Here is a 13,040-nt window from a genome sequence, read left to right as displayed (position 1 = left end):
AGGCGGCTTGGCCGCCGATCGCGTGCCCGACGTTACGTGCGCTTCAGCATGCGATCTGGCTCACACGTATAGGCGCACCACGCAGCGCCAGCCAATGAAAATTTCACAGGCTGCTATTCCGCTGCGGAATAGCGAGGGACGCATTGGTCAGGCAAGGGAGTCCGGCACGCGTAGCGCGGGATACAGACGTCGGGCCGTGGTGCGCAACGCCTGCAAGATGCGCTCGGCACCGGGCGGCAGGATGTAGTCGCGTCGTCGGATGATGCCGAACGATTCCATCCGCACGCCCAGTTCGATCGGCAGCACGGTGAGCAATTTCGCCTGGATCAACGGCGCCACCGATTCCACCGGCAGGGCGGTCAGCATGTCGGTGCCGCGCAGCAGGGTCGAGGTGACCGGCAGGGATGAGGTTTCGATGGCATTGGTCGGCGTCTGCACGCCGTGCTCCATGAACATCGAATCCAGGCGCGCGCGCAACACGCTGTCGGCGGGCGGCAAGATCCAGCCATGCCGTACCAGATCGGCATGCTGCAGGCCGGCGCGGCTGGCCAGCGGGTGCCCGGCACGCGCGATCACCGAATGCGGCTCGTCGGCCAGCGGTTCGAATTCCAGTTCGCCCACCCCTTCCGGGCCGAGGATGCGCCCGATCACGATGTCCAGCTGCCCGTCCAGCAACTTGGCCACCAGCGGACGGCTGTAGTCCATTTCCACACGCACCAGGATGTCCGGAAACTCGCGCTTGACCTCGGCGATGGCCTGCGGCACCAGGTTGGTGCCCGGATTGACCACCGTGCCGATCGAAGCCTGGCCCATGCGCCCGGCGCGTAGGGCGGCGATTTCTTCCTGCGCCCGCCCAATCTCCGACATGGCCGCGCGCGCGCGCCGGATCAGCACGTGGCCATACCAGGTGGGCTCAACGCCACGGGCATGCCGCTCGAATAATTTCACCCCCAGCATGTCTTCCATTTCCGCCAGCAGCTTGGACGCGGCCGGTTGCGTCATGCTAGCGGCCTCAGCCGCGCGCAACACCGAGCGCTGTTCGTGCAAATGCAGCAGCAGCAGGAGCTGGCGCGTCTTGAGCCGGGCTGCGTTGAACCAGGGAGTACCGGAATTTGCCATAGCGTGCGGTTGCGGCCGTGTATTCGTCGGAGGAATAGAATATGCCGAAAATTTCATTTGCAGCACATATCTCCCCGCGCGAGGCTATCGAACGCCGCAGCAGGAGCCCCTACCTCCCGGGCGCGGTCAGAACAGACGTGACCTGCCCGTCCGCGGGCGGCAACACGCAGCCCAATATGCGGAGGTGGAGAACGATGACGGCATCATGCCCGCTGATTGCAGGCCGTAGGACGGCGCACGCGTGTCCAGGCGGCGCTCCCTCAAGGTCGGAATCCATCGCCTTCGTCGTCACACGTTCTGCTCCCATGTTGCGCATCGGCCGCCATGCCACGACCCGCAGTCGCGCAGCCTCCCCCGACGTTGCCGGCCACCCGGTCGCCAACCGCCGCTTTCCGCTCTACCGCGAGTAACCGCATGACTTCAGATACCACCGCCAGCCCGTTCGTCCTGCCCCTGGTCGCCATCCTGCGCGGCATCACGCCGGAAGAGACGCTCGACCATGTCGGCGCACTGATCGACGCCGGCTTCGATGCGATCGAAATCCCGCTCAACTCGCCGCGCTGGGAGCAGAGCATCGCGCTGGCGCAACAGGCCTATGGCGAGCGCGCCTGGATCGGTGCCGGCACCGTGTTGCGCAATGACGATGTCGACACCCTGGTCGAGATCGGCGCGCGCTTTATCGTCACCCCGAATACGCGCCCCAGCCTGATCCGTCACGCGGTGTCGCGCGGCCTGACCGTGGTGGCTGGTTTCGCCACCGCCAGCGAGGCGTTCGACGCCATCGACGCCGGCGCAACCATTCTCAAGCTGTTCCCGGCCGCGACCTATGGCGCCGCGCATGTGCGCGCGCTGCGCTCGGTGCTGCCCACGCACATCCCGGTCTACGTGGTGGGCGGCGTCAGCCCGCAGACCCTGGCCGGCTTTATCGCCCAGGGCGCTGCCGGCGCCGGCATCGGTGGCGAACTGTACAAGCCCGGCCAATCGCTCCAGACAACCCAGACGCATGCACGCGCCTTCGTGCAGGCCTACCAGGAACTGCAAGGATGAAGATCACCCGCCTCACCACCTACCACGCCGCGCCGCGCTGGCTGTTCCTCAAGGTCGAGACCGACGAGGGCATCACCGGATGGGGAGAGCCGGTCATCGAAGGCCGCGCGCGTTCGGTGGAGGCCGCCGTGCACGAACTGGCCGGCTATGTCGTGGGCAAGGATCCGGCGCGCATCAACGACCTGTGGCAGACCCTCTACCGCGCCGGCTTTTATCGTGGCGGCGCCATCCTGATGAGCGCCATCGCCGGTATCGACCAGGCGTTGTGGGACATCAAGGGCAAGACGCTGGGCGTGCCGGTGTACGAGTTGCTGGGCGGGCTGGTGCGCGACCGCATGAAGACCTACCGCTGGGTGGGCGGCGACCGCCCCGGCGCCATCATCCAGCAGATCACCGACTATCGCGCGCTGGGCTTTGACACCTTCAAGTTCAACGGCACCGAAGAAATGAAGCTGATCGACAGCGCGCGCGCGGTCGATGCGGCGGTGGTCAAGGTGGCGGAAATTCGCGAGGCCTTCGGCAACAGCATCGACTTCGGCATCGACTTCCACGGCCGCGTCGGCGCGCCGATGGCCAAGGCCTTGCTGCGCGAGCTCGAACCGTTCAAGCCACTGTTCGTCGAGGAACCGGTGCTGGCCGAACAGGCCGAGTATTACCCACGCCTGGCCGCCAGCACTTCCATTCCGCTTGCCGCCGGCGAGCGCATGTTCTCGCGCTTCGAATTCAAGAACGTGCTGTGCGCCGGCGGCATCGGCATGGTGCAACCGGACCTGTCGCATGCCGGCGGCATCACCGAATGCGTCAAGATCGCCGCAATGGCCGAAGCCTACGATGTGGGCTTTGCCCCGCACTGCCCGCTCGGCCCGATCGCACTGGCCGCGTGCCTGCACGTGGACTTCGTTTCGCACAACGCCGTGCTGCAGGAACAGAGCATCGGCATCCACTACAACGAAGGCGCCGACCTGCTCGATTACGTCATCAACAAAGACGATTTTCACTGCGTGGATGGCAGCATTGCGGCCCTGCCCAAACCTGGGCTCGGTGTGGAGATCGACGAAGAGATGCTCAAGCGCGCAAACGAAAATCCGCCGGACTGGCGCAACCCGGTGTGGCGCCACAGTGATGGCAGCATCGCCGAATGGTAAGCACGCCCGAACACACCGCCGTGCTGGCGGTCGACAGCCGCTGCACGCATGGCGAAGGCGTGCTGTGGTGCGAGCAGCGCCAGGCGCTGTACTGGGTCGACATCAGCGAAAAACGCCTGTGGCGGCACCACCCGGCCAGCGCGCAGTCGCGCTACTGGACGCTGCCCGACCGCCCCGGCTGCATCGGCCTGATGGACGACGGCCGCGTGCTAGTCGCGCTGGCCAAGGCGATTGGCATTGTCGATCCGGACACCGTCGAAGAAGACGCGCTGCCCTTCGAGAAACTGGCCGATGTGGAAGCGGACAACCCGCTCACGCGCAGCAACGATGGCCGCGTCGACCGGCATGGCAACCTGGTGTTCGGCACCATGGACGAGCACGACAGCAAGGCCGCACGCGGTGCGTTCTACCAATTTTCGCTGAAGCACGGCTTGCGCGCCCTGCCGCTGCCGGGCGTTTCGATCCCCAATTCGATCTGCTTCGGCCTCGACGGCCGCACCATGTATTACTGCGATTCGGTGCGCCCGCAGATCCTGTGCTGCGATTACGACCCGCAGACGGCGCAAACCACCAACACGCGTGTGTTCACCACCCTCGATCGCGATGACGCCGAGCCGGACGGCTCGATCATCGACAGCGAAGGCCACCTGTGGAACGCGCAATGGCGTGCGTCGCGCGTAGTGCGTTATCGCCCCGACGGCAGCGTGGAGCGCATCGTGCAGCTGCCGATCAAGCATCCCACCTGCAGCGCCTTCGGCGGCGCGGCACTGGACCGCCTGCATGTGATCAGCTCGCGCCTGGACCATAGCGCCGACGAACTCGCGCGCATGCCCGAAGCCGGCAGCCTGTTTGTCTGCGACCTCGCCATCGCGGGCCTGCCCGAAAGCCGGGTGGCGAGCGCATGATCGCCATCGATTGGGGCACCAGTAGCCTGCGTGGCTATCTGCTCGATGCCGACGGCAAGGTCGTTGCGCAGCGCCGCGGTAGCGACGGCATCCTGGCCTGCCAGGGCCGCTTCGACGCAGTGCTGGCTGGCCTGGTCGACGGCTGGGACGGCCCACTGCTGCTCTCGGGCATGATCGGCAGCCGCAATGGCTGGGTCGAGCAACCTTACCTGCCCTGCCCGGCCGACACCGCCGCGCTCGCCCAGGCGATGCGCTGCTACGACGCCCTGTTGCCCGGCCGCGCACTGTGGTTCGTGCCCGGCGTCAGCACCGGCGAACAGGCCGGCGTGCCCGATGTGATGCGTGGCGAAGAAACCCAACTGGTCGGGCTGATCGCCGCGCTCGGCGACGGCGCGCATGTCGCCTGCCTGCCCGGCACGCACAGCAAATGGGCGCAGATCGCCAACGGCCAGCTGACGGGTTTTGCCACCGTCATGACCGGCGAGTTGTACGCCGTGCTGCGTCAGCACAGCATCCTGGGCAAGCTGATGGACGACGATCATGCCGCGCTGGACGCTGACGCATTCCTCCAAGGTGTCGACCGCAGCAACGACCCCGGCGGCCTCAGCCACCACCTGTTCGGCACCCGCACGCTCGGCCTGTTCGAACGCCTGTCCTCCGCGGCGCTGCCGTCCTACCTCTCGGGCGTGCTGATCGGCCACGAACTGCGCGCGCACCGCGGCGCTCACGCCATCGTGCATCTGGTCGGCAGCCCTGCTCTGGCGCAACGCTACGCATTGGCACTGCAGCACCTGGGCGTCGAAAGCCGACTGCATCCGGAAGATCTGGCTGCGGCAGGGTTGTTCGCGCTGGCCAGGCAGCGCGGACTGGCCTGACAGCCCGGCACGAAAAGCGCCAACAACTCCACACCCATCACGCGACTGCTTTAGAATTGGAAGGCTAAACGCCGGATTCCGCCATGCCTTTTGTTGTCACCGAAAACTGCATCAAGTGCAAATACACCGACTGCGTCGAGGTTTGTCCGGTGGATTGCTTCCACGTCGGCCCGAACTTCCTGGTCATCGACCCGGACGAGTGCATCGACTGCACCTTGTGCGAGCCGGAATGCCCGGCCAACGCGATCTATCCCGAAGACGACGTGCCGGCGGGCCAGGAAGCCTTCGTGGCACTCAACGCCGAACTCGCCAAGGCCTGGCCGGTGCTGACCGTGCGCCAGGAGCCGGCGCCGGATGCCGCCGAATGGGATGGCAAGCCCAACAAGTTGCCGCTGCTGCAGCGCTGAGCTGCACGACCGGGCGCGGCCCGGAGCCACACCGCTGCACGCACCCCGCAGTGCACTCGGCACTAACGCAAAACGGGCGCCCAAGGCGCCCGTTTTGCCATCCAGCAAACCGAACCGGCTTCAGCCGCCCAGTTTGCTCTTCAGCGAGGAGATCACCGCCACCGGCGCAGCCGCCGTGGCCGGCATGCCGCGCGGGTCCACGGCCGACACATAGCTGCCCGCATCGACCTTGACCACGCGCACCAGGAAGCTGGAACCTTCGTAGCTCACATCGTAGGAACCGAGCATCTGGGCCTTGCTGGCAATGGTCAGGCCCGGGATATCGGCCAACGCCGCGCCCACCTTGGCAAACACCTCGTCGCGCTCGTCCGGCACGGTAAAACCGCTGTTGGCGCTCGCCGACGGCGGCGTGTTGCTGTTCTGCTGCGTGGTGGAGGCCAGCGTCGGCACCTTCATCGCACCGGAGGTGTCGGGCAGGTTCAGGTCCGGCGGCACTTCCAGCGGACGAGCTTCCGGCGCCAGCGCATAGTCGCCGCGCGCGCCCTTATGGAACCAGCTGCAACCGCTCGTGGCGGCGACAGTGGCGGTCGCCAGCAACGCGAGCGACAGCACGCGGACGGGGGAAACGGAATGACGCATCGATAGATCTCCTGGGTCAGGCCGCGAGCATTTCGCGGCTGGAAAGCGCTTCCAACGCAATGGCGTCGGCGGCAAGGCGGTCGGCAGCAGGCTGGTGCGCCGCAGAAAGAGGCAGCAGCGGCAAGCGCAGGCCGTGGCCGATCCCGGCGCGCTGCAGCAGCGCCTTGACCGGAATGGGATTGGATTCGATTCCGCAGAAGCTGTGGTATTCGCTCAACCGCGCGTCCCAGGCGGTGGCAGCATCGCGCTGTCCATCGCGGGCCAGATCGCACAGGCGCCGGTACGCCGCCGGCAAGGCATTGGAAGCGACCGAGATCAGCCCGGCAGCGCCGGACAACATCGCGTGCGCCGCGCTGCCATCGTCGCCGCTGAGCACCACAAAACTGTCGCTGCGCAGCGCCACCAGTGCAGCGATGCGCTCGGGCTCGCTACGTGCTTCCTTGATGCCGACGATGTTCGGATGACCCACCAGCTCGGCCACCGTCTCCGGCAGCAGGTCGCAGCCGGTACGGCCCGGCACGTTGTACAGCACCACAGGCAGGCCACCTTCGTTGGCCACCGCCAGAAAGTGCGCCTTCAACCCGGCTTGGGTCGGACGCACATACGGCGGCGTCACCACCAGCGCGTACTGCGCGCCCAGCGCCGCAGCGCGACGTGTCTGCGCAATGGTCTTTGCCGTGCCGGACAAGCCGGTGCCGGCAAGCACCGGCACCTGGCCGGCGACCTGTGCCACAGCCGCGCGCAGCAGCGTGTCGTATTCGTCGTCGCTCAGTGCGGCCGCTTCACCGGTGGAGCCGGCAACCACGATTCCCTGCACGCCGCCGTGCAACTGCTGCTCCAGCAGCCGCCGCCAGGCATCCAGGTCGAGTGCGCCATCGGGACCGAAGGGGGTCGCCAGCGCGGTGATGATGCCGGAAAGGGACAAGATTCTGCTGCTCTTACGTGACAGGAAAAGGCCCGCGCGCACGCGGGTTGCGACCGCCTGCATGTTACTTGCGGCGCGAAACCACGGGCAAGTATGCTGGTCACCGCCAGGGCGCCTGCCCGGGCGGCCATTCAGCCTGATGCAATGCCGGAAGCCCCTTTGACCGACTCTACACCCCGGCCTTCGCCGACCGAAAATCACCTCCTGATCAACGCCTACACGACGCATCCGGAGTCCCCCCTGTTGCCCGTCACTCGCCGCATCGCCGACAGCGGCTGCAATCTCGTGGACGCCCGTCTGGCCACGGTGGGGCGCGACGTCTCGGTCACCGCACTGGCAACCGGCTCCTGGGATTCGGTCGCCAAGCTCGAAGCCATGCTGACCCGGCTCGAACGCGAAGAAGGATTGAAACTGGTGTGGTATCGCACCGGCCCCAAGCAGACCCAGTCCAACCTGCTGCCTTACATCGTCGAAGTGATCGCCGCCGACAAGCCGGGCATCCTGTTCCAGCTGGCCGATTTCTTCGACCGCCAGGGCATCACCATCGAAAACCTGCAGAGCACACGCTACCGCGCCATGCAGACCGGCGCGGAGATGTTTTCGGCGCAGGTGACGATCGGCGTGCCGGCCAACATGCACATCGCCGCATTGCGCGATGATTTCCTGGAATTCTGTGATCACCTCAATCTCGACGCGATCATGGACCCGATGAAGTTCTGAGGCACCCATCAATGGCCATCGCGATCTCTGCGCTAAAACAGATGTTCGACCACATCCGCTCCGAGACCGATTGGAATCTCGACGGCCCGCTGCGCTGGGAATACTTCTTCGCCGATCCTGCGCAGGAGCCGCTGCAGAAGCTCGCCGAGCAACTGACCCAGGACGGCTATCGCGTCATCGACATTTTCCTCGGCGAACGCGACGAAGACGACGGCGATGACGAAGAGTCGTACTTCCTGCATGTGGACAAGAAAGAACATCACACCATCGAGTCGCTGAATCAGCGCAATGCGCAGTTCGACGCACTTGCCAAACGCTTCCATGTGGCTGCTTATGATGGGATGGACGTCGGCCCGGCCTGACCGCGCCGTCGCCCCTCCACTTTGGGCTGAGCAACGATGACCGACGCTGTGCTGGAATTACCCGCCGCAACCTTCGACCTGCCGCTGGCGCTGTCCGGCGGCACCCACACCACCCTGCGCGACCATGCCGGCACATGGTTGGTGCTGTACTTCTACCCGAAGGACAGCACGCCCGGCTGCACCACCGAAGGCCTGGACTTCAATGCCTTGCTGCCGCAGTTCAAAAAAGCGGGCGCGATGGTGTTGGGCGTTTCGCGCGATTCGGTGAAGTCGCACGACAACTTCTGCGCCAAGCAAGGCTTCGCCTTCCCGTTGATCAGCGACAGCGATGAAGCGCTGTGCCGCGCCTTCGACGTGATCAAGGAAAAGAACATGTACGGCAAACAGGTGCTCGGCATCGAGCGCAGCACCTTCTTGCTGTCGCCCGAGGGGCATGTCGTGCAGGAATGGCGCAAGGTCAAGGTCGCCGGCCATGCCGAGGCCGTGCTGGCCGCAGTAAAGGCGCACGCCAAACAGTGACACCCCTCGCTTCCCGCGTCCTCCATCACCCTGCAGCTGCAGGCGTGATGGCTCGCCCCTGCTCCATCACTTGGAAGACCCAATGACCCGAGGCAAGCGCATCTACGTGCTGGACACAAACGTGCTGATGCACGATCCCACCGCGCTGTTCAAGTTCGAGGAACACGATGTGTTCCTGCCGATGCAGGTGATCGAGGAGCTCGACAACGCCAAGAAGGGCACCTCCGAAGTTAGCCGCAATGCACGCCAGGTCAGCCGTTTCCTGGACGAATTGCTGGAAAACACCAACGCCGAGCAGATCCAGGCCGGCATCCTGCTCAGCCATCCGCAGGGCATCCAGCTCAAGGGCCAGGCCGCGATCGGACGGCTGTTTTTCCAGATCAAGCCGATCGACCCGGGCCGCACCTTCGGAGAAATGCTGCCGGACAACAAGATCCTGGCCTCGGTGCTGGCGCTGCGCGAAGAAAATCCGGATGTGCCGGTCATCCTGGTGTCCAAGGACATCAACCTGCGCATCAAGGCCTACATCAGCGGCCTGGTCGCCGAGGACTATCAAAACGACCGTGCGCTGGACGATTTCAGCCTGCTGTTCACCGGCGCCATCGAGCTGCCGGAAGATTTCTGGCAGAAGCACAACGAAGATCTGCGCAGCTGGAACGAACGCGGCCGCACCCATTACGAAATCGTGCTGGCCGAGGACGAAGACTGGTATCCGAACCAGTACCTGTACCTGCCCGGCGAAGATGACGTGGAGCTGCGCGTGGCCAAGGTTGGCGGCGGCAAGGCCACCTTGTGCCTGGTCGACGATTTCCGCAGCGGCCAGCATGCGGTCTGGGGCATCGTGGCACGCAACCGCGAGCAGAATTTCGCGCTCAATGCGCTGATGGACCCGGAGATCGACTTCGTCACCCTGCTCGGCACCGCCGGCACCGGCAAGACCTTGCTCGCACTGGCTGCAGGCCTGGCGCAGACCATGGACCAGCAGCGCTACCGGGAAATCATCATGACCCGTGCCACTGTCAGCGTGGGCGAAGACATCGGCTTCCTGCCGGGGACCGAAGAAGAAAAGATGACCCCGTGGATGGGCGCACTGACCGACAATCTGGAAGTGCTCACGCACAATCAGGAAGGCGGCTCGTGGGGCCGTGCGGCCACCAACGACCTGCTCGCCAGTCGCATCAAGATCCGCTCGATGAACTTCATGCGCGGTCGCACCTTCCTGTCGCGCTATCTGATCCTGGACGAGGCGCAAAACCTCACGCCCAAGCAGATGAAGACGCTGATCACCCGCGCCGGCCCCGGCACCAAGATCGTGTGCCTGGGCAATGTCGAACAGATCGACACCCCCTACCTCACCGAAACCACTTCGGGGCTGACCTACGCGGTGGATCGCTTCAAGGCATGGCCGCATAGCGCGCACATCACGCTGCGTCGCGGCGAGCGCTCGCGTCTGGCCGACTTCGCTTCGGAGGTGTTGTGATGCGCACCTATCGCGGCGCGGTGGCGCTCGCCGTGATCGCGCTGGCCGGCTGCGCCAGCACGCAGGGGCCAGCCAGCGTGCCGACCAATCTCAAGAACGGCCAGTCCTGGATCATCACCCGGCAGAGCGTGGCCGAACAGGTGTTGCAGACCTGCTCGCGCGACAGCCCGGCACGGCATCCAGGCCAGATCAGCGGCTATTGGGCGCCGAGCCATCAGCAGATCGAACAGCTCGAAGCGCGGCAGGATGCGTTGACGCCCACCATTGCCGAGCCACGCGAGTTCGACCGCCAATACGTGGGTGTGGTGATCCAGGGCCAGCAGTTGATCTACGTCAACGCGTTCAAGCTTCCCAACGACACGCCGGTGAAACCGGCGCGGGAAGCGATCCAGGTCTGCGACGGCGGCAGCATGTTCTGGGGTGCGCTGTACGACCCGCAAACAGGCGCGTTCTCGCAGATTGCGATCAACGGTAGCCCCTGACCCGAGATGGGAATCCTGCTGCCGCGCTGGGTCTGGATTGGCGCGGTGGCATTGTCGGCCGTGGCCGGCATGGTCAATGTGGTGGGCTACCTGGGATCCGAGCACCAGGTGGTCAGCCATCTCACCGGCACGACCAGCCTGCTCGGCGTTGCCCTGGCGCAAGACGCTGCCCCGGACACCGGCTTTCTTTGCGGCATCCTCATCGCCTTCTGCGCAGGCGCCATGCTCAGCGGACTGATTATCCAGGACGATGTCGTGCGGCTTGGACAGCGCTACGGCGCCGCGTTGCTGCTCGAAGCGCTGCTGTTGCTGGGCGCGATTGCACTGTTCAAGTTGCATCATGTCGGCGGCGTCCTGTGCGCCGCCGGCGCCTGCGGCCTGCAGAATGCGATGGCGACCACCCTCAGCGGTGCAGCGGTCCGCACCACGCATTTGAGCGGCATGTTCACCGACCTGGGCATCGGCCTGGGGCACCTGCTGCGCGGGCGTCCGCTGCAGGTGCGGCGCCTCACGCTGAGCGCGCTGATCATCAGCGGTTTTCTCGGCGGCAGCATTCTCGGAACCTTGCTGTTCCAGCGCTGGCAGTACGACGCGCTCTACCTGCCCGCCAGCCTCACCGGATTGACCGGCGCCGGTTATGTCGCCTACCTGCAATGGCGCCGCTGGCGCACAGGATGATGCGCACATCCTCCGGCCAGCAGTGCAGAATCGCCACATGACTACGCCCAGTACGCTGTCTGCATTGAGCATCGCCGGCTCCGACTCCGGGGGCGGCGCCGGCATCCAGGCCGACCTCAAGACCTTCGCCGCGCACCGCGTGCATGGGTTGTCGGCGATTACCGCATTGACCGCGCAACACACCCGCGCCGTCACCGCCGTGCATCTTCCACCGTTGTCGTTTTTGCAGGCGCAGGTGGACGCCTGCTTTGCCGATTTCGAGATCCAGGCGGTCAAACTCGGCATGCTGGCCAATGCCGACGTCATTCATTGCGTGGCCGACCTGCTTGAGCGATATCGCCCACCGTTCGTGGTGCTCGACCCGGTGATGGTATCCACCAGCGGCGCGCGCCTGCTCGAAGATGCGGCACTGGATGCGCTGCGCACGCGCTTGCTGCCGCTGGCCACCCTGGTCACCCCCAACACGCCCGAGGCCGAGTTGCTGACCGGCCGCCGCATCGACAGCGCCGACGCCGCCGAACATGCCACCGCCGCCTTGCTCGACCTGGGCGCCAACGCCGTGCTGCTCAAGGGCGGACATCTGCACGAAGGCGCACGCGTGCTCGACCGCTTCGATGACGGCGTGACCCAGGATGTGTTCATGCACCCGCGCCTGCAGGTCGATGCGCACGGCACCGGCTGCACCCTGTCGGCAGCCGTCGCCGCGCAGCTGTGCCAGGGCCTGTCGCTGCTCAATGCCTGCGAGGCAGCGATCGAGTACGTTGCCCGCGCTATCCGCCTCGGCCAACGCCCCGGCCACAGCGATGTGCTGGTGCTCGACCACTTCGGCGCCGCGTCCGGCGCATGAGCGTGCAGACCGACACCCTGCTCGCCAGCGCTGCAGATGGGCATCGCTGGCAGGTCATCCGTTGCGCACCGCCGCACCCGACGACAACGCTGCTGTGGCTGCCGGCATTGGGCGTGGCAGCGCGGCATTACCAACCCTTTGCGCAGGCGCTCGCGTCCACCGGCGTTGCGGTGTATCTGCACGAATGGCGCGGCAATGGCAGCAGCACGCTGCGCCCGTCGCGTGAGCACGATTGGGGCTATCGCACGCTGCTTGCAGACGACCTTCCCGCCAGCCACGCCCTGCTCGATATCCACGACCCGCAGCTGCCGCGCATGGTCGGTGGACACAGCCTTGGCGGTCAGCTCGCGTGCTGCTACGCCGCGCTGCATCCGGTGCAATTCGCCGAGCTCTGGCTGGTGGCCAGCGGCTCGCCGTACTGGCGCAATTTTCCCGTGCCGATGCGTTACGGCCTGCCCCTGGCGTTTCGGTTGTTGCCTTGGCTGGCGCGCAGGCAGGGCGTGCTGCACGGGCGCAAGCTCGGTTTTGGCGGCACCGAAGCACGCAGCCTGATTGCCGACTGGGCGCAGGTGGGCCGCAGCAATCGCTATCGCGCGGCAGGCGCGCCATGGGACCTGGAACGGGCACTGGGCCAACTGCGCGTGCCGATCCGCGCAGTGACCCTTGCGCGCGACACGCTGGGTCCGGCAGATGCGCTGCGCGCATTACTGGACAAGATGCCGCAGGCACACCCACGCCATGTGCGATTGGACGATGGGCAACTCGGCGCACGCAGCGATCATTTCGCGTGGATGAAAACGCCTGCGGCCGTGGTCGCTGCGCTGCGTGGCGCGCCTGACCACGACCTCGACGGCGCTGGAATTTCACAAAGGGATTGACGGCCCCGTCGG

Annotated in this window: 16 protein-coding genes; 13 read left to right on the top strand and 3 right to left on the bottom strand. The window is 65.7% G+C overall.

Going from position 1 to position 13,040, the window contains the following annotated elements:
• Positions 1 to 147: 147 nt before the first annotated feature.
• Positions 148 to 1,119 (bottom strand): LysR family transcriptional regulator, encoded by a 972-nt coding sequence (locus ACDH77_RS08710; protein ID WP_007966740.1) that lies wholly within the window; start codon positions 1,117 to 1,119, stop codon positions 148 to 150.
• Positions 1,120 to 1,533: 414 nt separating this feature from the next.
• On the opposite strand from ACDH77_RS08710, the gene ACDH77_RS08705 reads away from it, so the two are divergent.
• From ACDH77_RS08705 to fdxA, 5 genes are all read left to right on the top strand, one after another.
• Entirely contained in the window at positions 1,534 to 2,166 is a 633-nt protein-coding gene (locus ACDH77_RS08705) for a 2-dehydro-3-deoxy-6-phosphogalactonate aldolase (protein ID WP_008574445.1), read from the top strand.
• Complete coding sequence (dgoD, locus tag ACDH77_RS08700; protein WP_008574447.1) at positions 2,163 to 3,311, top strand: galactonate dehydratase; 1,149 nt, start codon at positions 2,163 to 2,165, stop codon at positions 3,309 to 3,311. The genes ACDH77_RS08705 and dgoD overlap by 4 nt, the downstream gene beginning before the upstream one ends.
• Positions 3,305 to 4,216: an SMP-30/gluconolactonase/LRE family protein gene (locus ACDH77_RS08695; protein WP_046932056.1), complete on the top strand. Its 912-nt coding sequence runs from the start codon at positions 3,305 to 3,307 to the stop codon at positions 4,214 to 4,216. The genes dgoD and ACDH77_RS08695 overlap by 7 nt, the downstream gene beginning before the upstream one ends.
• Positions 4,213 to 5,091 (top strand): 2-dehydro-3-deoxygalactonokinase, encoded by an 879-nt coding sequence (locus ACDH77_RS08690; protein WP_008574741.1) that lies wholly within the window; start codon positions 4,213 to 4,215, stop codon positions 5,089 to 5,091. The genes ACDH77_RS08695 and ACDH77_RS08690 overlap by 4 nt, the downstream gene beginning before the upstream one ends.
• An 83-nt stretch (positions 5,092 to 5,174) precedes the next feature.
• Positions 5,175 to 5,498 (top strand): ferredoxin FdxA, encoded by a 324-nt coding sequence (gene fdxA, locus ACDH77_RS08685; protein ID WP_003481917.1) that lies wholly within the window; start codon positions 5,175 to 5,177, stop codon positions 5,496 to 5,498.
• A gap of 120 nt (positions 5,499 to 5,618) precedes the next feature.
• On the opposite strand, the gene ACDH77_RS08680 is transcribed toward fdxA, so the two are convergent.
• Both ACDH77_RS08680 and dapA read right to left on the bottom strand, forming a co-directional pair.
• Complete coding sequence (locus ACDH77_RS08680; protein ID WP_277575021.1) at positions 5,619 to 6,137, bottom strand: hypothetical protein; 519 nt, start codon at positions 6,135 to 6,137, stop codon at positions 5,619 to 5,621.
• A gap of 16 nt (positions 6,138 to 6,153) precedes the next feature.
• On the bottom strand, positions 6,154 to 7,062 hold the full coding sequence (dapA, locus tag ACDH77_RS08675) for a 4-hydroxy-tetrahydrodipicolinate synthase (protein ID WP_372353825.1): 909 nt from the start codon (positions 7,060 to 7,062) through the stop codon (positions 6,154 to 6,156).
• A 93-nt stretch (positions 7,063 to 7,155) separates the two neighbouring features.
• Here dapA and ACDH77_RS08670 point away from each other — a divergent pair, with 93 nt between their 5' ends.
• The 8 genes from ACDH77_RS08670 to ACDH77_RS08635 all read left to right on the top strand — a co-directional run bounded on the left by ACDH77_RS08670 (position 7,156) and on the right by ACDH77_RS08635 (position 13,028).
• A complete protein-coding gene (locus ACDH77_RS08670; RefSeq protein WP_002813792.1) occupies positions 7,156 to 7,782 on the top strand; it encodes a glycine cleavage system protein R in 627 nt (208 codons plus the stop codon).
• A gap of 11 nt (positions 7,783 to 7,793) precedes the next feature.
• Positions 7,794 to 8,144: a ribonuclease E inhibitor RraB gene (locus ACDH77_RS08665; RefSeq protein ID WP_003481909.1), complete on the top strand. Its 351-nt coding sequence runs from the start codon at positions 7,794 to 7,796 to the stop codon at positions 8,142 to 8,144.
• Between the two features lie 36 nt (positions 8,145 to 8,180).
• On the top strand, positions 8,181 to 8,663 hold the full coding sequence (locus ACDH77_RS08660; RefSeq protein ID WP_008574748.1) for a peroxiredoxin: 483 nt from the start codon (positions 8,181 to 8,183) through the stop codon (positions 8,661 to 8,663).
• An 82-nt stretch (positions 8,664 to 8,745) separates the two neighbouring features.
• The gene (locus ACDH77_RS08655) at positions 8,746 to 10,143 is read left to right on the top strand and encodes a PhoH family protein (RefSeq protein WP_029819225.1); all 1,398 of its coding nucleotides are present in this window, start codon (positions 8,746 to 8,748) and stop codon (positions 10,141 to 10,143) included.
• The gene (locus ACDH77_RS08650) at positions 10,143 to 10,625 is read left to right on the top strand and encodes a hypothetical protein (protein WP_372353824.1); all 483 of its coding nucleotides are present in this window, start codon (positions 10,143 to 10,145) and stop codon (positions 10,623 to 10,625) included. Before ACDH77_RS08655 ends, ACDH77_RS08650 begins: the two co-directional genes overlap by 1 nt.
• Positions 10,626 to 10,631: 6 nt before the next feature.
• Positions 10,632 to 11,303, top strand: a complete 672-nt coding sequence (locus ACDH77_RS08645) for a YoaK family protein (RefSeq protein ID WP_011347121.1) — start codon at positions 10,632 to 10,634, stop codon at positions 11,301 to 11,303.
• Positions 11,304 to 11,340: 37 nt separating this feature from the next.
• A complete protein-coding gene (thiD, locus tag ACDH77_RS08640; RefSeq protein ID WP_218498924.1) occupies positions 11,341 to 12,150 on the top strand; it encodes a bifunctional hydroxymethylpyrimidine kinase/phosphomethylpyrimidine kinase in 810 nt (269 codons plus the stop codon).
• Entirely contained in the window at positions 12,147 to 13,028 is an 882-nt protein-coding gene (locus ACDH77_RS08635) for an alpha/beta fold hydrolase (protein WP_218498923.1), read from the top strand. Before thiD ends, ACDH77_RS08635 begins: the two co-directional genes overlap by 4 nt.
• Positions 13,029 to 13,040 lie beyond the last annotated feature (12 nt).

Origin of the sequence: Xanthomonas axonopodis pv. maculifoliigardeniae, from assembly GCF_041519315.1 — a bacterium.
Taxonomy (GTDB): domain Bacteria; phylum Pseudomonadota; class Gammaproteobacteria; order Xanthomonadales; family Xanthomonadaceae; genus Xanthomonas; species Xanthomonas euvesicatoria.
The sequence above is the reverse complement of the archived record's forward strand: the minus strand, read 5'-3'. Positions and strand labels throughout refer to the sequence as shown.

Bases quoted from the DNA above. Each gene is read 5' to 3' on its own strand.
- ACDH77_RS08710 (WP_007966740.1), bottom strand. From the start codon at position 1,119: ATGGCAAATTCCGGTACTCCCTGGTTCAACGCAGCCCGGCTCAAGACG.
- ACDH77_RS08705 (WP_008574445.1), top strand. From the start codon at position 1,534: ATGACTTCAGATACCACCGCCAGCCCGTTCGTCCTGCCCCTGGTCGCC.
- dgoD (WP_008574447.1), top strand. From the start codon at position 2,163: ATGAAGATCACCCGCCTCACCACCTACCACGCCGCGCCGCGCTGGCTG.
- ACDH77_RS08695 (WP_046932056.1), top strand. From the start codon at position 3,305: ATGGTAAGCACGCCCGAACACACCGCCGTGCTGGCGGTCGACAGCCGC.
- ACDH77_RS08690 (WP_008574741.1), top strand. From the start codon at position 4,213: ATGATCGCCATCGATTGGGGCACCAGTAGCCTGCGTGGCTATCTGCTC.
- fdxA (WP_003481917.1), top strand. From the start codon at position 5,175: ATGCCTTTTGTTGTCACCGAAAACTGCATCAAGTGCAAATACACCGAC.
- ACDH77_RS08680 (WP_277575021.1), bottom strand. From the start codon at position 6,137: ATGCGTCATTCCGTTTCCCCCGTCCGCGTGCTGTCGCTCGCGTTGCTG.
- ACDH77_RS08670 (WP_002813792.1), top strand. From the start codon at position 7,156: ATGCTGGTCACCGCCAGGGCGCCTGCCCGGGCGGCCATTCAGCCTGAT.
- ACDH77_RS08665 (WP_003481909.1), top strand. From the start codon at position 7,794: ATGGCCATCGCGATCTCTGCGCTAAAACAGATGTTCGACCACATCCGC.
- ACDH77_RS08660 (WP_008574748.1), top strand. From the start codon at position 8,181: ATGACCGACGCTGTGCTGGAATTACCCGCCGCAACCTTCGACCTGCCG.
- ACDH77_RS08655 (WP_029819225.1), top strand. From the start codon at position 8,746: ATGACCCGAGGCAAGCGCATCTACGTGCTGGACACAAACGTGCTGATG.
- ACDH77_RS08650 (WP_372353824.1), top strand. From the start codon at position 10,143: ATGCGCACCTATCGCGGCGCGGTGGCGCTCGCCGTGATCGCGCTGGCC.
- ACDH77_RS08645 (WP_011347121.1), top strand. From the start codon at position 10,632: ATGGGAATCCTGCTGCCGCGCTGGGTCTGGATTGGCGCGGTGGCATTG.
- thiD (WP_218498924.1), top strand. From the start codon at position 11,341: ATGACTACGCCCAGTACGCTGTCTGCATTGAGCATCGCCGGCTCCGAC.
- ACDH77_RS08635 (WP_218498923.1), top strand. From the start codon at position 12,147: ATGAGCGTGCAGACCGACACCCTGCTCGCCAGCGCTGCAGATGGGCAT.